24 protein-coding genes are annotated in these 21,952 nt (G+C 57.5%); 16 read left to right on the top strand and 8 right to left on the bottom strand.

Features of this window, described 5'->3' with window-relative positions:
• The first annotated feature begins 3 nt into the window (after positions 1-3).
• From AC13Q5_RS29480 to AC13Q5_RS29460, 5 genes are all read left to right on the top strand, one after another.
• A complete protein-coding gene (locus AC13Q5_RS29480; protein WP_488504091.1) occupies positions 4-483 on the top strand; it encodes a carboxymuconolactone decarboxylase family protein in 480 nt (159 codons plus the stop codon).
• Between the two features lie 133 nt (positions 484-616).
• On the top strand, positions 617-1,534 hold the full coding sequence (locus tag AC13Q5_RS29475) for an MBL fold metallo-hydrolase (RefSeq protein WP_075855774.1): 918 nt from the start codon (positions 617-619) through the stop codon (positions 1,532-1,534).
• Between the two features lie 161 nt (positions 1,535-1,695).
• Positions 1,696-2,448, top strand: a complete 753-nt coding sequence (locus AC13Q5_RS29470) for an SDR family oxidoreductase (RefSeq protein WP_488504090.1) — start codon at positions 1,696-1,698, stop codon at positions 2,446-2,448.
• Positions 2,449-2,507: 59 nt separating this feature from the next.
• Complete coding sequence (locus AC13Q5_RS29465) at positions 2,508-2,924, top strand: cupin domain-containing protein (RefSeq protein ID WP_075855924.1); 417 nt, start codon at positions 2,508-2,510, stop codon at positions 2,922-2,924.
• 76 nt (positions 2,925-3,000) lie between these two features.
• Entirely contained in the window at positions 3,001-4,023 is a 1,023-nt protein-coding gene (locus AC13Q5_RS29460; protein ID WP_488504190.1) for a mechanosensitive ion channel family protein, read from the top strand.
• Here AC13Q5_RS29460 and AC13Q5_RS29455 read toward each other — a convergent pair.
• Together AC13Q5_RS29455 and AC13Q5_RS29450 are read right to left on the bottom strand one after the other, a co-directional pair.
• A complete protein-coding gene (locus tag AC13Q5_RS29455; protein ID WP_488504089.1) occupies positions 4,006-4,494 on the bottom strand; it encodes an RrF2 family transcriptional regulator in 489 nt (162 codons plus the stop codon). The two genes, AC13Q5_RS29460 and AC13Q5_RS29455, sit on opposite strands and share 18 nt — an antisense overlap.
• A 204-nt stretch (positions 4,495-4,698) precedes the next feature.
• A complete protein-coding gene (locus AC13Q5_RS29450; RefSeq protein ID WP_457879450.1) occupies positions 4,699-5,310 on the bottom strand; it encodes a helix-turn-helix transcriptional regulator in 612 nt (203 codons plus the stop codon).
• Positions 5,311-5,568: 258 nt separating this feature from the next.
• Here AC13Q5_RS29450 and AC13Q5_RS29445 point away from each other — a divergent pair, with 258 nt between their 5' ends.
• From AC13Q5_RS29445 to AC13Q5_RS29435, 3 genes are all read left to right on the top strand, one after another.
• On the top strand, positions 5,569-6,210 hold the full coding sequence (locus AC13Q5_RS29445; protein WP_488504088.1) for a hypothetical protein: 642 nt from the start codon (positions 5,569-5,571) through the stop codon (positions 6,208-6,210).
• A 126-nt stretch (positions 6,211-6,336) separates the two neighbouring features.
• The gene (locus AC13Q5_RS29440) at positions 6,337-6,579 is read left to right on the top strand and encodes a hexameric tyrosine-coordinated heme protein (RefSeq protein WP_488504087.1); all 243 of its coding nucleotides are present in this window, start codon (positions 6,337-6,339) and stop codon (positions 6,577-6,579) included.
• Between the two features lie 94 nt (positions 6,580-6,673).
• A complete protein-coding gene (locus tag AC13Q5_RS29435; protein WP_457879453.1) occupies positions 6,674-7,063 on the top strand; it encodes a tautomerase family protein in 390 nt (129 codons plus the stop codon).
• Positions 7,064-7,255: 192 nt separating this feature from the next.
• Here the strand turns inward: AC13Q5_RS29435 and AC13Q5_RS29430 are convergent, their stop codons facing one another.
• Positions 7,256-8,191, bottom strand: a complete 936-nt coding sequence (locus AC13Q5_RS29430; protein WP_488504086.1) for a GntR family transcriptional regulator — start codon at positions 8,189-8,191, stop codon at positions 7,256-7,258.
• Positions 8,192-8,282: 91 nt separating this feature from the next.
• Here AC13Q5_RS29430 and AC13Q5_RS29425 point away from each other — a divergent pair, with 91 nt between their 5' ends.
• On the top strand, positions 8,283-9,674 hold the full coding sequence (locus tag AC13Q5_RS29425) for an MFS transporter (RefSeq protein WP_488504085.1): 1,392 nt from the start codon (positions 8,283-8,285) through the stop codon (positions 9,672-9,674).
• 102 nt (positions 9,675-9,776) lie between these two features.
• On the opposite strand, the gene AC13Q5_RS29420 is transcribed toward AC13Q5_RS29425, so the two are convergent.
• The gene (locus tag AC13Q5_RS29420; RefSeq protein WP_488504084.1) at positions 9,777-10,808 is read right to left on the bottom strand and encodes a helix-turn-helix transcriptional regulator; all 1,032 of its coding nucleotides are present in this window, start codon (positions 10,806-10,808) and stop codon (positions 9,777-9,779) included.
• 226 nt (positions 10,809-11,034) lie between these two features.
• Here AC13Q5_RS29420 and AC13Q5_RS29415 point away from each other — a divergent pair, with 226 nt between their 5' ends.
• Complete coding sequence (locus AC13Q5_RS29415) at positions 11,035-12,186, top strand: ROK family transcriptional regulator (RefSeq protein WP_488504083.1); 1,152 nt, start codon at positions 11,035-11,037, stop codon at positions 12,184-12,186.
• A gap of 48 nt (positions 12,187-12,234) precedes the next feature.
• Here the strand turns inward: AC13Q5_RS29415 and AC13Q5_RS29410 are convergent, their stop codons facing one another.
• The 3 genes from AC13Q5_RS29410 to AC13Q5_RS29400 are packed head-to-tail and all read right to left on the bottom strand — an operon-like array spanning position 12,235 to position 14,712.
• A complete protein-coding gene (locus AC13Q5_RS29410; RefSeq protein ID WP_075855764.1) occupies positions 12,235-12,819 on the bottom strand; it encodes a TadE/TadG family type IV pilus assembly protein in 585 nt (194 codons plus the stop codon).
• 1 nt (position 12,820) lies between these two features.
• Positions 12,821-13,351 carry a TadE/TadG family type IV pilus assembly protein gene (locus AC13Q5_RS29405; protein ID WP_075855763.1) on the bottom strand — a complete coding sequence of 177 codons (531 nt, stop codon included), beginning with the start codon at positions 13,349-13,351 and terminating at the stop codon, positions 12,821-12,823.
• Positions 13,348-14,712: a TadE/TadG family type IV pilus assembly protein gene (locus AC13Q5_RS29400; protein WP_488504189.1), complete on the bottom strand. Its 1,365-nt coding sequence runs from the start codon at positions 14,710-14,712 to the stop codon at positions 13,348-13,350. Before AC13Q5_RS29400 ends, AC13Q5_RS29405 begins: the two co-directional genes overlap by 4 nt.
• 435 nt (positions 14,713-15,147) lie before the next feature.
• On the opposite strand from AC13Q5_RS29400, the gene AC13Q5_RS29395 reads away from it, so the two are divergent.
• The gene (locus AC13Q5_RS29395; RefSeq protein ID WP_488504082.1) at positions 15,148-16,176 is read left to right on the top strand and encodes a LacI family DNA-binding transcriptional regulator; all 1,029 of its coding nucleotides are present in this window, start codon (positions 15,148-15,150) and stop codon (positions 16,174-16,176) included.
• A gap of 157 nt (positions 16,177-16,333) precedes the next feature.
• The gene (locus tag AC13Q5_RS29390) at positions 16,334-17,143 is read left to right on the top strand and encodes a TIM barrel protein (RefSeq protein ID WP_488504081.1); all 810 of its coding nucleotides are present in this window, start codon (positions 16,334-16,336) and stop codon (positions 17,141-17,143) included.
• 69 nt (positions 17,144-17,212) lie between these two features.
• Here the strand turns inward: AC13Q5_RS29390 and AC13Q5_RS29385 are convergent, their stop codons facing one another.
• On the bottom strand, positions 17,213-18,241 hold the full coding sequence (locus AC13Q5_RS29385) for a LacI family DNA-binding transcriptional regulator (protein WP_457879460.1): 1,029 nt from the start codon (positions 18,239-18,241) through the stop codon (positions 17,213-17,215).
• Between the two features lie 150 nt (positions 18,242-18,391).
• Between AC13Q5_RS29385 and AC13Q5_RS29380 the strand changes: the two genes are divergently transcribed.
• Genes AC13Q5_RS29380 through AC13Q5_RS29365 form a run of 4 tightly spaced genes read left to right on the top strand, consistent with a single transcriptional unit; the run spans position 18,392 to position 21,882 of the window.
• On the top strand, positions 18,392-19,477 hold the full coding sequence (locus AC13Q5_RS29380; protein ID WP_488504080.1) for a fatty acid desaturase family protein: 1,086 nt from the start codon (positions 18,392-18,394) through the stop codon (positions 19,475-19,477).
• A gap of 23 nt (positions 19,478-19,500) precedes the next feature.
• A complete protein-coding gene (locus AC13Q5_RS29375; protein ID WP_113228911.1) occupies positions 19,501-19,815 on the top strand; it encodes a MocE family 2Fe-2S type ferredoxin in 315 nt (104 codons plus the stop codon).
• 10 nt (positions 19,816-19,825) lie between these two features.
• A complete protein-coding gene (locus tag AC13Q5_RS29370; RefSeq protein WP_488504079.1) occupies positions 19,826-21,052 on the top strand; it encodes an NAD(P)/FAD-dependent oxidoreductase in 1,227 nt (408 codons plus the stop codon).
• A gap of 23 nt (positions 21,053-21,075) precedes the next feature.
• Positions 21,076-21,882 carry a 3-methyl-2-oxobutanoate hydroxymethyltransferase gene (locus tag AC13Q5_RS29365; RefSeq protein ID WP_488504078.1) on the top strand — a complete coding sequence of 269 codons (807 nt, stop codon included), beginning with the start codon at positions 21,076-21,078 and terminating at the stop codon, positions 21,880-21,882.
• Positions 21,883-21,952: the final 70 nt, after the last annotated feature.

Raw genomic sequence — 21,952 nt, 5'->3', positions numbered from 1 at the left:
ACCATGACACAGCGTTTGAACTATGCCCAGCAATCCCCGGAACTCTTCAAGAAACTCTCAGAACTCAGCATGGCTCTGAAGGACAGTGCCATCGAACAGAAGATCCAGGACCTCGTTCATATCCGCGCATCGCAGATTAACGGCTGCGCTTTCTGCCTGGACATGCATGTGAAGGAAGCCAAGATTCATGGCGAGAGCGAACTGCGGCTCTACCACATCGCCATCTGGCGGGAATCCAATCTCTTCATTCCTCGGGAACGCGCAGCACTCGCCTGGACGGAAGCGGTGACGAAACTGCATGAAGGCGGCATTCCCGACGAGCTCTACGAGCGTGTGCGCGGCCAGCTTTCCGAGAAGGAAATTTCCGATCTCACCTTCTCGATCATGGTCATCAATGCCTGGAACCGCGCCAGCATCGCCTTCAAGACCGTGCCGGGCTCGGCCGACAAGGCCTATAGCCTCGACAGGGCCGGCCTCAACTAGGTCTCTCGCCCAAAAGACCCATTGAATGATGCTCGGCCGTTTAGGCGGCCGCGGCAAAGACATCTCATGACAATCGTTTCAACCGTGGAGCCGGCCAAATCGGCTCTGAGATCTCGATCAACAGGAGACAAACATGGACCTGGACAACACTTCTCATCCCGTTAAGTCAAGCCCTGACGAGCTGGTTCCATCGCGCTATGCGGTGCGGATCGGCGATATCGAGGTGCTGGTAATCAGCGACGGCGTGCTGCCATTGCCAACCAAGATGCTGGGACATAATGCCGACCCGACCGAGCGCGCGGCATGGCTGAACGACATGTTCCTGCCGCAGGACGCTTTCGATTGGGCACTGAACGCGGTCGTGGTGCGCAGCGGCAAGCAAACTATCCTTATCGACGCGGGGCTGGGGCTGGACCCCGAGTTGAACCTGCCGCGGGCCGGACAATTGATCAAGCGACTGGAAGCCGCCGGCATCGACCTCGGATCCGTGACCGACGTGGTACTGACCCACATGCATATGGACCACGTTGGCGGGCTGCTCGTCGGCGGGGTTAAGGAGCAACTGCGTCCGGACCTCAAGATCCATGTGGCGGCGGCCGAGGTCAAATTCTGGGAGGCGCCCGACTTCTCTCATGTGTCGATGCCGCCCGGCTTCCCGGACGCGCTTCGCGCTGCCGCCAAGCAGTTCAGAAAGGAATATGAGAGCCATCTGCGATTGTTCGATGACGAGTACGAAGTGGCACCGGGCGTGGTCGTCTCTCGAACGGGCGGCCACACGCCCGGTCACAGCGTGGTCCGCGTCGCGTCCGGCAAAGACGGGCTGATGTTTGCCGGCGATGCCGTGTTCGCGGTCGGCTTCGAACACCCCGATTGGTTCAACGGCTTCGAACACGACCCGGAAGAGGCTGCGCGCGTGCGCGTCCGTCTTTTGCAGGAGTTGGCGCAGACCGGCGGACTTCTGGTGGCCACCCATATGCCGTTCCCCTCGGTCGGCCATGTGGCAGCCGACGGCGATGTCTTCCGTTGGGTACCGGTGTTCTGGGACTACTAACTCTCTGGTGGGCGAGTGCCGCGCCGGCGTGCAGCCTGCAGGGCTGCACCTCGCCCACCCGAGCAGATTTAAGGCGCCGTCAGACGGGCCTGACCCGTAAGCAATCATATGAGAAACGAACGAACAATGCGGCGCGCCAGGCGCCGCGAATGGAGAAGCTCATGAAAATCGTCATCATTGGCGGAACCGGCCTCATCGGTTCAAAGACGGCCGACCGCCTTCGTAAGCAAGGCCACGAAGTCATCGCCGCGGCCCCGAACACCGGCGTCAATACGATTACCGGTGAAGGTCTCGGCGAAGCATTGGCCGGCGCTTCCGTCGTCATGGACCTCGCAAACTCGCCCTCCTTCGAGGACAAGGCGGTGCTCGAATTCTTCGAAACGTCAGGCCGCAATCTGGTGGCGGCGGAAAAGGCAGTCGGCGTGAAGCATCATATCGCCCTTTCCATCATCGGCGTCGATCGCCTGCCCGAAAGCGGCTACATGCGCGCCAAGGTCGCCCAGGAAAAGATCATCCGGGAATCCGGCATTCCCTATACGATCGTCCATTCGACGCAGTTCATGGAGTTCCTGAGCGGCATCGCCCAATCCGGCACGGTCGGCGATACGGTGCACCTGTCGCCGGCCTATGTACAGCCGATCGCTTCCGACGATGTGGCCGACAATATGACCGTCGTTGCGAACTCTACGGCAATCAACGGCATCGTCGAGATCTCCGGTCCGGAACGTGTCCGGCTGAATGAGCTCGTTGCCCGCTATCTCAAGGCGATGGGCGATAGCCGCAAGGTCGTGGCGGATCCGGAAGCCCGCTATTTCGGTGCCCGTCTGGAAGACGGCTCACTTGTCTCCAGCGGCAATCCGCGCCTCGGCCGCATCACCTTCGAGCAGTGGTTCGCAACCTCCGCCCGCAAGTGACCGCAAACGGTATGGCGCCCTGGCGCCATACCGCCCAAATCTCAAGAAAGGAATTCGAGATGATCAAGTCTATCCTCGGCCTTACCCTGGCCGCCCTCCTGTCCACGGCAGCTGCTGCCCACGATGCCGGCGAGAAGGATGCCAAGGTCACGCTGGTCTACGAGCACGAACTGCCGAACGTTCCCGGCAAGAGCATCAAGAGCGTCCTCGTGGAATATGGTCCGGGCGGTTTTTCCTCGGCCCACACCCATCCGAACTCGGCCTTCATCTATGCAACGGTGCTTGAAGGGGCGATCCGCAGCCAGGTCAATGACGGCCCGGTCAAGGTCTTCAAGGCCGGAGAGAACTTTTCCGAAATGCCGGGCGACCGCCACGGCGTGAGCGAGAATGCCAGCAAGACCCAACCCGCAAAGCTGCTGGCCGTCTTCGTCGTCGACACCAGCCAGAAGGAACTGACCTTCCCGATCAAGAAGTAGCCGGATGCGGGATGGGTGCCCCCCGAGGCACCCGTCCCTTCCCGACCTCAGGAAATCATCGTCGATGAGCCCTATCATGTTTGGCGAACATCATTTTCTGCCGCTCGTCCTGATCAATCTGCTCGGGCTGGCCGGCATTCTCATTTGGCATATTCAGGGGCGCCGGCGTCCGACCGCGCGCCTCGTCGTGCAGATACTGTTTTTTTCCTGCATGAGCCTCGTACTCTGGCTTGCGGGAATTTCGCCGTATCATCTCGATGACGGCGAGCTGCGGGATGCCGGCATGCTGCTCGCCAAGTCCGCAAGGGTCCTCTGGTGGCTGCATCTTGCCTGGACGATGATCGGCTTCGTCCACATCTACCTCACCCTCAACCGCCGACCGCAGGAGGCGCATCTCCTCCAGGACCTGATCGTCGGCATCGTCTATCTCGGCGTGGCATTATCGGTCATCGGCTTCGTCTTCGGCGCACCCGTCGGCCCGCTGATTGCCACCTCAGGCATCGTCGTCGTCATCATCGGCCTTGCGCTGCAGAACACGCTAGCCGATGTCTTTTCCGGGATCGCGCTGGCGCTCGGCCGAGCCTACGTCATCGGCGATTGGATCCAGCTCGCCGATGGCACGGAAGGGCGCGTCGTCGAGACCAACTGGCGCTCCACCAACCTGCTTTCGGGCGCGCATAACGTCGTCGTCCTGCCAAACAGCGTGCTGGCGAAGCAGGGCGTCACCAATCGCAGCCGCCCGGATGAAGCGCACCAGATCTCGCTGACGATACGAGTATCCGCCATTCACAAGCCGCGGCTTGTCGAGGAGGTCATGCTTGCTCTCCTGCAGGGCTGTGAAAGGATCGTCACGAACCCGCCGCCGGCCGTCGCGCTCAAGACGATCGACGCAATCGCCATCGAGGTCGAACTGTTCTTCCGCGTCGCGAGTGCGGCGAGCCGCATATCGGCCCAAAACGAGATCATCGATCTCATCTATGAACATTGCAGGACGAACGGAGTGTCATTGGCGATGCCGGCACAAAGCCTCGTCTGCGTCCCCGTGGGCGAACAGAGGGAACAGGCAGCGCTTAGGGCGATTTCATCCGGCGCGCTCTAGCACCCATTCGAAGGAGCTTTTCCAGAGTTCCGGCGGTATCTCCTTCGACAAGATGCCGACGAGATCGGACAATTTGACGCCGCGCAGTTTTTCGCGCCACGCTTCGTCGGCCTCCCACATGATGCGCGCGACCGCGCACGGGTTGCTTTCGCAATAACCCTTGGGGCGGCAGGGGTTATTGGCGCGAATATTGGTGCAGACGAAGGTTCGCTGCTGCCCCTCGACGGCCTCCACGATCTCCAGAAAGGTGAGATCCGCGGGCGGTTTCGCCAATCTATAGCCGCCGGAGGGGCCGAGCGCCGTATCGACAAGCCCGGCCTGGGACAGGCTCTGTAGGGCCTTGGAAAGATATTCCTTGGGAAGGCCATGGAATTCAGCGAGCGCCTTGGTCGAGAGATAGCGGCCATCGGGCAGACCTGCGAGAATGGCGCAACAATGGAGAGCCCATTCGACTTGGCTTTTCAAAATCATAAATTCATTCCAAAGGCCCGCGGCTAGCATACATCAATCAAGGATAAAGAATATCCTTATTTACTCGCCATGTAAACAAATTCCGAGATGCAGATTTACCCCTCATAGCACTGGACATGTATCGGCGGAGCGATCTTTACGGCCTTCCACTAGCAACCAAATAACCTATGCAGTCGGCTCGTTACGGCCGATTTGCGTTGCGATCTAAACCGGTGCCTGTTTGATGAGATACTGGCAAATCAAACGATCATCACGGAGGCATTGCTCGGTCGCTGGCCGTCCGGTTGCTTCGGAAAAAAATGCCGCAAGCGCCCGGCAAACACATTTTTCTTCGCGAACAGCACTTCCAAGCGGGCAGCTATAGTTTCGAACGAGTACACCGTTCGGCTGAACGATCGCTTCGGTGCTGGCGCCGAGCGCATCGGCAGCGGCCATGGCGGCTTGCAACCCACTCTGGAAGTCGGCCGGTTTGGCCAGTCCCGCATCGCGCGCCATCTGGCGCCCGGCTTGATCGAGTATGTCGGCAAGATCTGCCGGCTCCTTGCGATCGGCTAGCACTTTCAAAAGGCTAAGCAGGATCACCCGATAACCGCCCGAAGCGACGTCTTCGCTGCCGGGCGATGCCTCATAGAGAACTGCGGGTTTACCAAGTCCGCCATATTGGCGCAGTTTGCTGCGACGAATGAGGCCTTCCGCCTCCAATTGCTTGACCTGCACGTTGATCGCATTGCGCGTCACGCCAAGCTGTTCGCACAGGTCGGAAACCGTAAGTGGATTTCGTCGCAGCAGGCTCAAAATGTCATTCTTCGTGGTCACTGCTCACCGAATCTTTCCCAATCGACATTGGATAGCCGACATCGGCGCGCACATCAACAAAAACATTAATAACAATTATTATTGTCATTAATGTCGTCAAGTGCTATCTCGCTCTTGCCAAGCCGATGTTCTCGCAACTGTCGGGACGGACTTGGTGAACGGATCACCTGAACCCTTCGGACTAGGGCCACGTGATGTTCAGAACGATCGAGTCTTGGGGACAGGACGATCAGCTCAAATGGAGAAGGAAACCAGAAAATGACGACCCGCAAACACCTCCTGCAGCCTGTTGCTGCGACCATTTTCGTGTCTGCTTTGGCGCTTACAGCGGGAACCGCAAGTGCCGAAAGTTACAAGGCGCACCTCACCCCGCTCAATGTCGGCAAGATCGGCACCTCCGCCGAAGGCGATGCGACCTTCAAGATCGTTGGCGACAATCTCGAGGTCCATATCAAGATGAAGGGCGTTCCTGCCAACATCGAGCATTGGGAGCATTTCCATGGTTTTCCGGATGGTCGGAACGCCACCTGCGCCACGCCTGCCCAGGACAAGAACAAGGATGGCTACGTGGATCTCGGCGAGACCGAGCCGGTCATGGGCATGACGATGGTGCCATTCAACGACAAGCCGGAAGAGATGAACATTCCGACGAACACCTACCCGCACGCCGATGCATCGGGAAGCTATGAGTACACGAAGATCGTACCGCTGAAGGCGCTCCAGGAAAAATTCGGCGAAACCTACAAGGGCGGCTCTATCGATCTCGACAAGCGAGTCGTCATGGTTCACGGCGTTCCTAAGGACCACGGCCTGCCCACAAGTGTGGGATCGCTCGGCCCGATCCCCTCGCATGTAACGTTGCCGATCGCATGCGGGAAAATCGAGAAGGTAGCCGACTGACGAAGGAACGGCTGCGAACGGATGATGCAACTGTCGCCGCTCGCAGCTTGCTTGCCTTAGTCAGGTCGGACCTCGCAATCCGAGAAACATCCGTAACGTGGACTACCATTTACTGGGATACCAAGCATGAGCACTTCCCTTGTTCCCGCCAACTCCTTGATAACCGCCACGCCAGACGAAGGCCGGCAGCTGGCGATCAAGATGGCACGTCTGGTCATCAAGGCAACGCAACCGGACGAAGCGATAAGACAGAAACTTCGCGAGATATACGAGAACGACGCGGCCCTGCTCATTCAGATCAGCCAAGTCGTCGCGACCGAATTCGCCACAATCGCGGCGGCCAATAACTATTGGTCGACGCCCGGATAAAGCCCCGATTTTCCCGGCCCAAAGCGCCGGTCACCAGCATCCCTACGCAACAGACGAAATCAGCTTTCAGCGTTAAAACATGGAAGGATAAACTATGCCATTCCTCAATATTCACGTCATCAAGGGCCGCAGCCAGGAGCAAACAACCCTTCTTCTCCAGGCCATTCACGATGCTATGGTCCAGGCCTTCGAGGTGCCGGTGCGCGACCGCTACCAGGTGCTGCAAGAACACGAGGGGACGCATCTGCTCATGCAGGATACCGGCCTCGGTTTTGAGCGAAGCGACAACCGCGTCCTCATCCATGCGACGACCCGACCGCGAACCCAGGAAATGAAGGAGCGCTTCTATGCGCTGCTCGTCGACTATCTTGGACAGCGCTGCGGTGTTGAGCCGGAGGATATTATGGTCTCCTGCATCGAGAACAGCGATGCCGACTGGAGCTTCGGTTTCGGCCGCGCGCAATTCCTGACGGGCGAGCTATAGGTCACACCGGCAAAGATTGCTGGTGTAGCTCAGCACCTTCGATACACAATTTGCGGCCTCTCGCTTGGGCCGCATCACCGGGGCCTGCCTTTGTGCCTTCAATTTACGGTCACTCTTCAACGCACAAGTTGCGGTTGCTTCGGCGGAAGGGCGGCGCAAGGTTTGGCTCCATACAAAGTTCAGCGCTGGAATCTACTCCGGCGCCTTTTGCTGTCCAAAGACGATGCTGAGATAGGTTTCGCCCGAGCGGACAACGTGATTGCGCATCAGACGCTCGGCCAAATCCGCATCGCCGATAACGATTGCATCTGCAATGCTTGCGTGTTCATCCAGGGCCTTCTGACGTTCTGCAGGATCAAGATGAATGATGCGGCGAATGCTTGCGTCGTAAAATTGCTGACGCTCGATGAGCTTCGCGAGATAGCCGCAACGTGAGCTGCGATGAATGTGATCGTGAAACGTCTCGTTGAGCGCGATCAGCTTATCGGCATCTCCTGATTTCGTTGCCGTTTTCATGACATCCACTGTGGCAAGAAGCTCAGCTCCTGAGGGCTTGTCTATACGTTTGGCGGCGAGACGCGCGATCATCGATTCTAATGCGGCGCGGGCAAGGATCATTTCTTCGGCCCATTGCATGCTGAACCTGATCGCAATGCCGCGACGCGGCAAGGTTTCGACCAAGCCTTCCGTTTCGATCTGACGCAGCGCTTCCTTGATCGGCGTCGTGCTGACGCCGAACTGCTCCGCCAGCTGTCGTTCATTGAGCTTTTCGCCCGTAGCAAAGGCGCCCGACAAGATTGCACTTCTGATCGCGCGATAGACGTGGTCCCGCACGGTAAGCTGAAAAGCCGGATCAATTCGCTCAAAGGCCGCCACGCGACCCACACCCTGCTTTGCTTCGATCATTTTTGAATCTCGTTGACATGACTTCGATTGCGTGACATCTGGTATATCAGATTTCAGATTTCTGTCGACATCGGATTTCGGCAACTGAAATCGCCAGAAGAGGTTGAGGAGCCTTGAGGAGGATCTGCCATGCAAAGAGATCCGGCACGCCTGGCAGGATTGAGCAGTCAGTCTCTGCCGCCGACAGACCACACTCTTTGAGACACTGATATCAAGCGACAAGCCTGCTTCAGACGCCCCCCACGATTGCCCCTCAGCCGCCAAAGAGACACCCGACGACCGGAGAGCTCCCGATGCTCCGAAAGGTTCCGAGATGAAGACACATGCCTCCGCACCACTTGGCACGCCCCGCGCCGGCTACCAACGCTTCATCGTGCTGGCGCTCATCACGGTAATCCTGGCGGTCAGCACTGGAGATAGGGCAACCCTTTCCGTCGCTGGTCCCGGGATTGCAAAGGATCTCGGCATCAATGCCGTGAATATGGGTTGGCTCTTTTCCGCATTCTCGTGGAGTTACTTCATTGCGCAGGTCCCATCGGGCTATATCGTCGATCGGACAGGCGCCAAAGTTGCCATGTTGATTTCCCTGGCGGGATGGTCGATCGCGATCACCCTTGTCAGCGGCGTCGGGTATTTCGCCTATCCGGTAGTCGCGCTCTACGTTTTAAGATTTGTACTAGGCCTCCTGGAGGGACCTGTGACACCGGCCTCCGCTCGCATCATCGCCGCATGGTTTCCATCGGACGAACGCGGCGTCGCCGGCGCAATCTTCAACTCGGCCCAGTATCTTTCTCTCGCAGTCTTCACGCCGCTGATGGGTGCGTTGTTCCATTACCTTGGCTGGGAACACATCTTCTCGGTCATGGGGGTGATCGGATTGGTCTTGGCGCTTGTCTGGTGGAGAGCCTACTTCGCGCCGAGCCGCCATCCGCGGGTCACAAAGGAAGAGATCGCCTATATCAAAGCCGGCGGCGCGCTGACGGATGTGGGAGGAGAAAAATCCAAAGCGGGCGAGGCGCAAATTCCTACCCGGCAGATCGCTCGACAGATTCTGACAAATCGCATGTTGCTCGGGATTTTCCTTGCCCAATATTGCATCGCGACGCTTTCGACCTTCTTCATTTCCTGGTTTCCGAGCTATCTGGTGCAGGAAAGACATTTCTCGATGCTTCAGGCCGGCTTCGTCGCATCCCTGCCGGCAATCTTCGGATGCATCGGCGGCGTGTCTTCAGGATTCGTTTCCGACTGGCTGCTGCGCAAGTCCGGCTCCCTCAGTCTCGCCAGGAAAATCCCGATCACCATCGGCCTCGGCCTCAGCGCCACCATCATTCTGTGCAACTATACGGATGTGAACGCCATCGTCGTGGCGATCATGTGCGCGGCCTTTTTCGGCAAAGGCTTCGGGGCGCTCGGATGGACGGTGGTTGCCGACACGGCGCCCAAGGAGGCAATCGGTCTGACCGGCGGTCTGTTCAACGCTGCCGGCAGTATCGGCGGCGTCATCACACCGGTTGCAATCGGCTATATTATCGAGGGAACCGGTTCCTTCCATGGCGCCCTCGTCTATGTCGGACTGCACGTCATAGGTGCGGTTGTGAGCTACTGGGTGCTGGTCGGCAGGATCGAACGATTCGAGATTTCAAAAACGTCACCCGAGCCCGTCGGTGCAGAGCTCGTTCTTGCCAAGGCAGATCGCGATCTTTGAGCTCTCAGACTATTGCTCGGGCTCGTGCCGGGCTAAAACACCGCAAGCGGCAGATACCGAGCGCTATTGAAGATGGCGCTCTTGTCGCATGACGAAAACACCCTATCGCAACGCCGTCGCCCGTGAGCGCGTGTCGCTCGGATTTTCTCCAAAGGTACTGCGATAGATGATGGAAAATCTGCCCGGATGAAAAAAGCCCCACGTCGTGCAAATCTCGCGAACCGATAGCGAATTCAGCGGATCTCGCAGCTGGTCGCGAGCGGCTTTTAATCTGATTGTGCGCAGGTAAGCGCCCGGAGAGGTTCCTCTGAAGGTCTTGAAACCTATTTGCAATGCGCGAAGCGATACCCCGACGGCATCCGCAACCATCGTCATCGTGAAGGGCTCGGCGATATTCGCATGCATGTAGTCTATCGCCCGTCGGACATGCCACGGTGCGATCATGGGCACCTTCTTGGCTTCCAATCGGTCGGAGAGATGATGATTGGCAAATCGGATCACGAGGTCGGCAAGGGTTTCGCTCATTGTCGACACCGCAAGGGGTGAGGACAGAAGCGGACCATTGTTGCGCATGCCCAGGACAATGGTCAGCACCAGGTTTCCGATAAGCTGCCCCGAAGGCGTTGCCAGATCGAGAACGGGCTCAAGGTTGAGCGCGCCCATGATCGGCGCTTCAAGGAGCGACGCGAGCATTCGTGTCACGACCTTCCAGTCCAGAAAGAGTGCATCCGAACGATGCGGATCTCCTTGGACAAAGCGATTGCCTGCCTCGTGGTTATTGGCCATCAGAAGCTGGCCAGAACCGCCCTCGACACACTTCTTGCCTACGGACAGACGAAAGAACCCCGTGTGTGGGATGTAAAATGCGAGATGTTGCGGCGTCTCGTCGAGGGTGCGGATTTCCCAAGGGCTCTCGTAAGCCGAATGAAACATCGTAAGCGGCCCGCTTCGCCTCACCTCCGCCGCCCAACCAAAGGCGGGATCGTTGCTCAGCGGCTTTGCACCGAATGCACCATAAGTGGCCGAAAAGGCCCGAAACATCGATTCGAAATCATTGCCTTCATGCGTTGGCGTAAAGCCCTTTACCATATATTCGGGAGTTCGCAGCAAATTCTCGAATCTCGATGACGTCATGCAATTCGGCTCTTTCCCCTTATGTATCCCGCCTTGGAGACCGCCCTTCCCGACACTCAGAGACCATCTCCTGGCCATCCCCAAACGCCATCTTCGCAACTGGATTGGCCGATCCCGATAAGATAAGCAAAATGAGCAATCCGGGGCTCAAATCCCCTCGTTTGGCAGAAGCAAAGCAGTTTCAATCGAGTTATACACTCACAGTGTAAATCAAAAAGATTCGGAAATGAAGTACGATCCGTTGGACCAGGTTGCGGAACATTTTTTGCGGGATTCACAACCCAGAAGGGTGGCATCTCGCAATGAACGCGATCTTTTGCGGCTGATCTGGAAGTCGCCCGGGATTGAACGCTCGGATCTGACCGAGCCGCTGGACCTCACTCAACAGTCCCTGCACAGGATCGCCGCACGGCTTCATGATCGGGGAATGATTGTCTTCACCTCGTCGGAGGCTCGGCGCCCCGGCCCGCCGAGCCCGGAGCTCAGCCTTTGCAAAGACTGGTGCTTGACGCTCGGCATTTCGGTCAATGTCGGCTCGATCGGCCTTTGCCTCATGGGCTTCGGAGAGCCTTTGGAAAAGATGGAAATTGCGCAGTCTGGATCGTCGCTTTCCGACGAGATGGATCGGATCGAAAAAGCGGCGGAGGACCTTCTTACTCGCCGGAATGCCAGCCGGCGGGATATCCTCGGCGTCGGTCTCGCTGTCAGTGGTCATCGCATGCTGGAGACGGCTTTCAATTGCCCCTTGCCACTCGCCCATTGGTCGTTGATCGATCTGGCGCCGCTGCTCGGAAAGCAACTCGGCCTGCCCGTATGGGCTGACAATGTCGCCCGGACCGCGGCTCTTGCCGAGGCGATCTTCGGTGTCGGCCGGGAGGTCGCGGATTTCGCCTATATTGCCCATCTGCACGGCTATGGCGGCGGCCTCGTTTCCGGAGGCATGCCGTTTCGCGGCAGCTTCGGCAATGCCGGCGAGTTTTCCGTACTCTTCGATCGAGAGGATTATGATGACCGCCCCGCACTTGGGCTATTGCTTGAACACCTGCGCGCCAAGGGTCGCCCGGGCCTGACGCTGCGCGATCTCAAGGGCCAAGACCTGTCGGCCTGGGATGGCGTGGCAGAATGGGCCGATCGCGTGACGCCGGCGCATAATCGCGCCATCAACGCGATCTGCGCGGTATTTGATCCGGCCCTCATCGTTTTGGGCGGCGAACTCCCGCATTCGCTCGCAAGAATGCTGATCGAGCGGACCGAGATCAATAATCTGCCGCGCCACGGCGCATTGCGCGACGTCCCGCGGCTTGCGGTAGCGGAAGTCCTGGATGCTCCCGGCGCAGTCGGCGCGGCATTGATCCCGCTATTCGAAACCGTACTGTAGCGAGCGGCGCTCCAAGGCGTCGCTTTGGCATCCAGGCGCAGCTCAAAGCTAGCTATAGGTTATTTTGTCTGCCGTCCGCGGCCGATTGAAAAAGTAGCGATTGAAGCTGTAGCTGCTGATCCCGGTAAAACTGCCGAGAAATGCGGAAAGCGGCGTTGTGAAGCTATACTGCACGCGGGTCAGGACGACCTGCACGCCTGTTTCCTGTATCTTAGCAGGTACCGAAATCGGTGTAGCTGCGCCGGAGACAAGCGCAGAGGTATTGAAGGCAGCGGACCAATTGACCGTCGCATTTCCATTTGCCGGCACATCTTCCACCGCGACCGTGATCGTCAAAGCTGTCGTATCATAGGGCTGCAGGATAAAGCTCATTCCCGAAAGCAGCCCGGTAACATTTGATTTCGTCCATGTGCCTTGCTGGGAAATGACATCGCCTGTCGTTGCGGCAATTTCATCGATCTTGCGGCTGACGGTCAGAGCATGGCCAAGATCGACGGTCGCGGCGAGCAACAGCAGCAGGATCGGTAAGACAAGCGCGAACTCCACTCCCGATACACCGGCACGATTTCCAGCCAAGCGGCGAAGACAGGAGACTATGGACCGATACGCCAGATGCGTGCATTTGATCATCATGTCAGGACGGCTCGTTGCGAAACAGGGTGGTGGCACCGAGGAGATAGCGCCCATCCGCCAGCTTTGCGTTGGAATAGGTGAAATAGTTGACGACAGAGCTCCAGGGCAAAAAGGCCTGCACCAGCATATAGTCGCTCGCCTTGCCCATCGCGAAAGTCTCCGTGACGGTAAGATTGCCTGAGCTGTCGATCGGAGTTGCGCGCGTGACGGCCGATAGGTTGGAGATAACATCGGCCTTGATCAGGAGATTGTCGGAGCAGCTGAAAGCGAGAAACATATCGGCGCAGATTTTCGCCTTGAAGTCGGTGAGCGTCATGTTGGCGGATGCGGCCTCACCCGTCCGGATCATCCGGGAGATCTTCGCAACGGAAGCATCGAGGCTCGAAGCAACGAAGAACATTAACGAAACTTCTATGATAGCAAAGATGATCAGGGAGAGAGGCAGGATGAGCAGCGCGAACTCGACGGCAGCCGCACCCTTGCGATCTGCAAGCAGTCGAGACAGAAATTTCGGCAACCGGAGTGGATTCATTGGGTCAGCCGCACGGATGCGAGATATTGCGTGAACAGTGCCGACAGGCCCGAAACAATATCTGTGGAGGATGAAGCCGAGATAAACAGGCTCTTGGATGAAGCGCAGTCAGCAAGCGCATAAGGAATGTAGTCGCGGCGTGTAATGCTCGTGGAGACACCACTGTCCATGGTCCCACCCCACGTGCTGTGCCAGCTCGCACTTGCCATGGTCGAGCCGACGGTATTGTTGTAGCCCCAGTCGGTGGTTATAGGCAGATATTCGGTATAAAGAACCGCCATGGTGTTCGACTGGTTCTTCAAATAGGCGCACCAGTCGGGATTGAATGGAGCAACCTTGTTCCACGATGGTCCGGCGGTCGTGATTGTCGAACCGCTCCATTTCACGCCGTCCGTCACCCATTCGCGCTTGGATTGGACACCATCCGTCAGCAGCAAGACCAATTTGAGCGGTTTGGCAGACGAACTGCCGTCGCCACCCGCACCGACTTTCTGCTGCAAGGCCGACAGCGCCACGTCGAAGAAAGTATAGGTCGTGGATGTAGCACTCGTCAGTCCGTAACTGTCGTCGGAAAGGCGCTTGCGGGCCGAGGCGGTTTCAAATGTCGGGGCGAGCACTTCGGTCGTGGTATCGCCAAGACTGTAAAGACCGACCCTGATACGCTCGTGAGTGCTGTCGGCATTGTCGACCATGTCGATGACCTCACTGACGGCATCTACAGCAATGTCTGCGCGCAGCTTTATTCCCTTGGCGACTGAGTAAGCATAATTGTTGGCATATTTGGTACCGCCAACGGTATGTGCGTCTCCGGTATGGCAGGCAAACTGGCAGCCGATGCCATTATACATCGTTTGCTGCCCTGCACTGGTCGCTGCAAGCAGCATTGATGGAGACTTATCGATGACAATATAGACATTCAGATAGGATGTGGACGGCCCCTTGACCGAGCTTGCAACGGTTACTGGAACATTGCTTATATCGGCAATCTTCATGAGTGTTGTTGGAACAACGCCACTCGCCGTTGCCGTTATCTTGTGGTTGGTCGTATCTATTTCTATGTTTCCAACGGAGTAGCTGCTCTCGGATTGGGAATTGAACCAATCCGCCACTTTCTGCTTGAGGGAATCCGTATCTGCCGTATTGATCTGTTTCACGGCCGCAATCAGCGCCGCATCCAGATCGCTCTGCATTTTCTGCCGAACGTTGTACGCCCTGATATAGTCGAGGCTGGCTCCGACAGCGAGCATCATCGGAACCAGAGAGAGGGCCACGACGATCGCGACATTACCGTGCCGGCTTCGAAACAGCTTTCGAAAGGCATCGGTGAGATGATCACCTGAGATAAAATGTCTTAGCTGCAACGTCGGCACCAATATTTATCATACTATTTCACAAATGACGCCGATTTGACCTTAATCAGTTCTTTACATCGCTCCTCAAGCGATCAGTTTTCTGGCTACGCATTCAAGTTTTTGCGCAATCTGGCCAAGATGCGTTTTTTGGATATCGATGCTTGCCGGATTTAGAAACATGCAAGAGCGCCCCTTCCCGGTGACGGATCGGATGACGACCGGGAAAACAAGATCGACCGCGCCAGCCAACAATCTCGACCGTTGCAGTTAAGCCAAGCAACAGCGGCTGAAGTAGCCTATCAAAATTTTCGATAAGACGAGGCGCAATTTAGCCCTCTTGGAGCACCTTTCACTTTGGCTTAGATTGCTGCTCAATGACGAGGCCCATTGGATCTGGCGAATAAGGCGAGGTCAGTAATCCCCCAGGAGCTGATCGGGAATTGAATGAAGCGGACGAGAATTGAGGACATCGCCAAAGAGGCGAAGGTAAGCAAGGCGACTGTAGATCGTGTTATCCACAACAGGGGCTTCGTTCGTGAGGAAACGGTCCGCAAGGTTGCAGAGGCAGCGCATAAACTGGCCTATTATGCGAGCGGTCTGATTGATCGGCAGCTGACCGCACCGCCTGCAAGGGTGAGATTTGGCTTCCTGCTCATAAAGGAAAGGCAGGAGTTCTATCAGTCTTTCAGCAAAGAGCTGACCCGGGCAGTTGCGGACCGTCAGGATTTTCGTGGCGAAGTGACCATTCGATATTCCCCATCTCAGTCGCCTGCAGATTTTGCGGCGATCATGCAGGAACTTGCCACGCATACCGATGCAATAGCTTGCACCGCTGTCAACCATGGCATCGTCAATGAAGCCGCCCGACACCTGCAGCAGAAGGGAGTTCCTGTTTTCGCCTTGCTGAATGATTTCGGGCAAGGCGCACGTCGAACCTATATCGGTCTCGACAATCATAAGGCCGGATGTCTGGCGGCATGGATGATCGCCACGGCAAGCCGCCAACCCGGAAAAGTTGCGATCTTTCTTGGCAGCAATCGCTGGCAGGGGCACGAATTGAAGGAAGCCGGATTTCGTTCATATCTAGGCCAATTGCGCCCAGACCTTGATATCTTGGAACCGGTCATCAATCTTGAAACAAGGAAACTGACCCATGAAACCGCAGTCGCCTTGCTTGAGCGTCATCCGGATCTGAGAGGCATTTACGTCGCAGGCGGCGGGATGGAAGGCGCGATAGCGGCGCTGCGAGAAACGCGTGCACCCGGCGAGGTCGCCCTCATTGTCAATGAGTTGACCTCGATAAGTCGTACCGCCCTTTCCGACGGCTATGCGACGATGGTCATCGGCACGCCTCTGGCGCAACTTTGCCGGGACACTGTCGATCTGATGGCACGGGGGGCGCTTCAGGGTCATATTCAAACACCGGACGCGCATTTTCTGGAACCACAACTTTTTCTACCTCCCTCCATATGAGAATGAGGTGAAACACCTCAAGCAGAAGGCATGAGAAACCTCACCAATGCGCTAATGCAAATTCAGACCGATTGCACGTGAGGGAGCCTTTTGGCATTGCCTAAAGGTGCGTGACATGCTCCGTCGGAGCAGCGATATCGGGATTTTGGGAGGAAACATGTTCTGGGCACTCAATCAGATTACGACGCCAAATCTTAGCTACACCGACTTCCTTGACCTATCGGTTACTCTCGGCTGCCAGGGCGTAGAGGTTCGCAACGACCTCAAGCGCCAGCTATTCGACGGCCTTGCGCCGACAGAGGCGGGTAAAATGGTTCGTGACCGGGGTTTGCGGCTCGTTGGTCTGTCCCAGGTCTATCCGTTCAATTTCTGGTCGGATGATATCGAGCAGAAGGTTCGGGATCTGATTGCAATTGCCAAGGCGGCCGGCGCTGAAACCATCAGCCTCATTCCGCGAAACGAGGGGATTGGCACTGAGGAGCAGGAGCGCAAAGCCAATCTCGAAACGTCCCTTTCCGCCATTTTACCTCTTCTTGAAGAGGCGGAACTGGTCGCGCTGGTCGAGCCGCTAGGGTTTCAGCGTTCGTCGCTGCGCTACAAGGCAGAACTCGTGGACGCGATCAACGCACTCGGTGCAGCACACCGCTATAAACTCGTTCATGACACCTTCCATCACGCCTTGGCCGATGGCGGGCCAATTTTCGCCAATCACACGGGCATCGTCCATATATCGGCTGTCATTGATCCGACGTTGCAGCTGAACCAGATGGAAGACGAACACCGGGTTCTCGTGGACGGATTAGACCGACTGGACAATGTAGGCCAGATCAAGGCTCTGCAAGCTGCCGGATATGCCGGACCGATTTCCTACGAGTGCTTCTCACCGCTGGTGCACGATCTCGCCAACCCACGAGAACCGATCCAAACTTCGTTTGATTTCATCGAATCGGCCTTGAAGGCCAAGTGATCGCCCACGCGGCGACGCGAACGAAAAAGAGCCTGGCGAGCTTCGCCACGGCCAGGCTCGATCCATCATTCAGATATTCTCGGAGATATAGATCTCAAACGGGAAAAAGGTCTGGCGTGCAGTCGTTTGCGCTGTTCCCTCGACCGAACTCACCATCTGGGTGATGAGCTCCCGGCACAGAAGAGGCAGTGGAGTGCAAATGGCCATGGCCACCGTTCCATCCATCAGTGCGCCCTTGCTCTCGGGAACAAGCTCGTTGACGATGAGGGTCACGTCGCCGGCGCGGTTTTCCTCCCGGAGCGCGGCGATCGCTCCCTCCATTCCGCCGCCGGCAACATAAAGACCGATAAGGTCTGGATGTTTCTGCAGAAGATCGAGCGTCGCCTCATGTGTGACGTCGACGGCGTCGAGATTGATGAGCGTTTCCAGGACTTCGAATTCCGGCGCATTCTCGCGGAAATAGGAGCGAAAACCCACCTCCCGCAACTCGTGGCCATGAAAACGGTGACTGCCGACGAAACATGCCACCTTGCCCGGCTTGCGAGCCGTACGCGCGATCGTCCAGGCGGCGGATCGCCCGACCTTTCTGTTGTCGAGGCCGAGATATCCTTCTCGAACACCCGCGGCAAAGTCGGAGAGTATGGAAAAAACCGGAATTCCCCTTTCTTTGAGCTCGTCGACGATTGCTTCGACAGCTGGATAATCGGGGGCGACGACGGCCACGGCTTGATTGCGGGCTGCCAGTGCTCGCACTTTTTCCGCAATTACGCTCGGTGTGGAGACAGCTGGATAGTCGATCTGAACGTGCAGCTTCGCTGTCGTCGTCGCTGCGGCAGCTGCTTCGATCTCTCTGGCAAAGGCTTGATAGAATGATTGCGTGGGCTTCTGCAAAAGGAATGCGAGTTGATAGCGTGGTAGGTCTTCGAAGACGCGCTGACGCAAGAGGCCGACGGCATGATAGCCGATTTCCTGCGCCGCTTCATAGACGCGCCGTGCCGTCTGTTCGCGAACCGGAAGGCGTCCGTTCAGCACACGATCAATGGTGGCGACGCTAACGCCGGACGCCTTGGCGAGATCCGATATGGTGGGACGACGCATGATCGCTCCTGATGGAATTTATCATTATCGCATTGTCGCGATGATAGGTTTTGATAGATTGCATCATTCCTGCATTGAGGCAAGCGAAAAGTCGATCTATCGTTTCCGGCATTAAGAGCGAGGCGCCGTTGCGCATCGTGGGAGGCAGGGATGACGACGATAATCAAGCGTGATTATGATCTGCTCGGCGCAAGCGGCAGGCTGGCGGTCGAAACCGGGCTGGCCGCCGCCGAATGGTATCACACGGATGTGCCGCGCAAGGATATGAAAGCGTTGATGCAGCGTTCAGACGCGCCGGCGATCCGCGATACGATCATCTGGCTCGGCAGCATGGTGATCTTCGCCGCGCTCGGCATCCACTTCTGGGGATCGTGGATCTGCGTCCCGTTCTTCCTGGCCTATGGCGTGCTCTATGGCTCTGCCTCCGACAGCCGCTGGCATGAATGCGGCCATGGCACGGCGTTCAAGACGCGCTGGATGAACGATGCGGTCTATCAGATCGCCTGCTTCATGATCATGCGCAATCCGGTGACCTGGCGCTGGAGCCATGCGCGCCACCATACCGATACCGTCATCGTCGGCCGCGACCCTGAGATTGCCGTCATGCGGCCGCCGGATCTCTTGCGTCTCGTCTTGAATTTCTTCGGCATTCTCGATGCCTGGTACGCGATCATCGATATGCTGCGCAACGCCGCCGGCGTCGTCAGTTCAGCAGAAAAGACCTTCATCCCCGAAATGGAGCAGCCGAAGGCCATTCGCATCGCCCGTATCTGGCTTGCTATCTATGTCGTGACGATTGCGACGGCGATCGCCATGGGCTCGATCCTGCCCCTGATGCTGATCGGCCTTCCCCGACTTTATGGCGCCTGGCATCACGTTCTGACCGGCCTGCTGCAGCATGGCGGCCTTGCAGATAACGTCATCGATCATCGCCTGAACAGCCGCACCGTCATGATGAACCCGATCAGCCGCTTCATCTACTGGAACATGAACTACCATGTCGAACATCACATGTTCCCGATGGTGCCCTATCATGCTCTGCCGAAGCTGCATGCGATGATCAAGCACGATCTGCCAGCCGCCAATCCGTCCATCTGGTCCGGCTATCGCGAGATGATCCCCGCTTTCCTGCGGCAATTGCGCAACGAGGATTATTTCCTCAAGCGTGAACTGCCGTCGACAGCGCGGCCCTATCGCGAAGAGTTCCACGGCGAACTGCCGGCCGCCGCACAATAGCATCGAAATTACAAAGGGAGGAAATCATGAGCAACTGGATCGAAGTCTGCGCCGCTGACGCAATCGACGAAGAGGATGTCATCCGCTTCGACCATGACGGACGGACCTTCGCCGTCTATCGCAGCCCCGAAGACGATTATTTCGCCACCGACGGCCTGTGCACACATGAAAAGATCCATCTCGCTGACGGCCTAGTGATGGACAATATCATCGAATGTCCCAAGCACAATGGCCGCTTCGACTACCGCACCGGCGAAGCCAAGGGAGCTCCGGTCTGCGTCAATCTGCAGACCTATCCGGTCAAGGTCGAGAACGGCACCGTCTTCATCGGGCTCTGAGGAGGCTATCGTGGCGCATTTCGTCATTGTCGGGGCTGGGGAATGCGGTGCCCGCGCTGCCTTCGCACTTCGTGAGAAGGGATTTGAGGGCGATATCACTCTCGTTGGCACCGAGCCGCTTGCCCCATATGAGCGCCCGCCGCTTTCGAAGGGCGGATCGGATAAGGCGCTCGAGCCAAAGTTCGTCGCCTCGTTGGAGTATTACCAGGAGCAATCGATCGACCTTCAGCTGGATACCACAGTGACGGCAATCGATCCCGCTGCGAAGACGATTGGGCTCTCGGATGGACAGACACTTGCCTACGACAAGCTTCTGCTTGCGACTGGGGCATCTGCGCGCAACCTTCCCGGCACCGATGGCACCTCCCACCGGATCCGCGTGCTGCGAACCCATGCGGATGCGGTGGCCTTGCATGCTGTCTTCCACCCCGGACGACACATCGCCATCATTGGCGGCGGCTTTATCGGTCTTGAACTTGCGGCAACCGCACGCATGCGCGGTGCCGATATCACCGTCATAGAAGGTCTGCCCCAGGTCTTGAAGCGGGGGGTTCCGGAGGCAATCGCCGAAGCAATCACTGAACGGCACCGTCTGGAAGGAGTGGATATCCGCTGCGGGCAGGCCATTGAAGCCGTGCAGGAAGACGCCGACAAGGCAATCGTTCGCCTGGTGGGTGGCGAAGTCATCAGCGCCGATCTGCTGCTCGTTGGCATCGGCGCCCTGCCGAATGTCGCGCTCGCCGCCGAGGCAGGCCTTGCGATCGACAACGGCATCGCCGTCAGCGAACGACTGGAGACCTCGATTGCCGATATCTATGCGGCGGGCGATTGCTGCTCCTTTCCGCTGGCGCTCTATGGCGGAAGGCGTGTTCGCCTCGAATCCTGGCGCAACGCGCAGGAGCAGGCAAATCTCGCCGCCGCCAACATGCTGGGAGAAGGTGCGGAAATATCCGCCGTGCCATGGTTCTGGTCCGACCAGTATGATCTGACGTTGCAGATCGCCGGCCTTGCGGACGAAGCAGTCGCGCATGTACGGCGCGACCTTGGCGATGGGGCGTTCATCCTTTTCCATCTCGGCGCGGACGGAAGGCTGCTCGCCGCCAGCGGTATCGGACGCGGCAATGCCATCGCGCGTGATATTCGCCTCGCCGAAATGCTGATCGCCGCCCGCGCGCATCCGGATCACATCGCCCTGGCGGCAAGCACCGTCAAGCTGAAGTCGCTGCTTGCGGCGTAACCATTCATATTGAGGAACATCCAATGCAAAAGCACAATCGTCCAACGGTTGCCGATCTTCTGTCGCTTAAAGGAAAGCGACAGCTGACAATGCTGCGCGTCACCTCGCTTGAGGAAGCAGAAGCCGCGCAGAGAGCTGGGATTGATATGCTCTCCGTCCCACCAACACTTCTAGGTCCTGCATTCCGTGAAGCCGCGCCAAGCCCCTTTGCAATACCGGGTCTGGAATATGGCGACTATGTTTCGGCAGAAGAATATATGCGAGAGGCGTTCAAGGCACTGAAAGCCGGAGGTGATGCCGTTTATTGCGCCGCAAGTCTCGCGATCATCCGACGGATGCGAGATGAGGGAATTCCCGTCTGCAGCCACGTCGGTCTCATTCCCTCGAAAGCGACATGGACAGGCGGTTTCCGTGCTGTCGGAAAAACGTCTATCAGCGCCTTTGAAATTTGGCGGCAGACCAAGGCATTGGAAGAGGCCGGAGCCTTTGCCGTCGAAATCGAGGTTGTGCCCGGCGACATCGCGGCTGCCATCAGCCAAAGGACATCGATGCTGATGATTTCGATGGGGGCGGGAACGGGATGTGACGCGCAATATCTGTTTGCCGATGATGTTCTTGGCAGCAATCGCGGCCATCGTCCCCGTCATGCGAAGGTCTATCGCAATTTCGCGGCAGAGTTCGACCGGCTGCAAAATGAGCGTGTCGCCGCCTTTGCCGAATTTGCCGATGACGTTCGTTCCGGCGCCTATCCGGAGAAGGGGCATGAGGTCGCTATCGACAGGCAAGAGCTTGAGGCGTTCCTGCGCCTAGTCGCTGAGCAAACCCTTTAATCACACCCTGGGCTTCGGGCGAAACATTTATCACATCGAATTGGGCTATTTCGAATGAAAACCTATGTAT

The sequence above is a fragment of the Martinezella sp. CNPSo 3964 genome, assembly GCF_057784375.1.
Note: the sequence above shows the minus strand (reverse complement) of the source record. Positions and strands in the feature narration are given on the sequence as shown.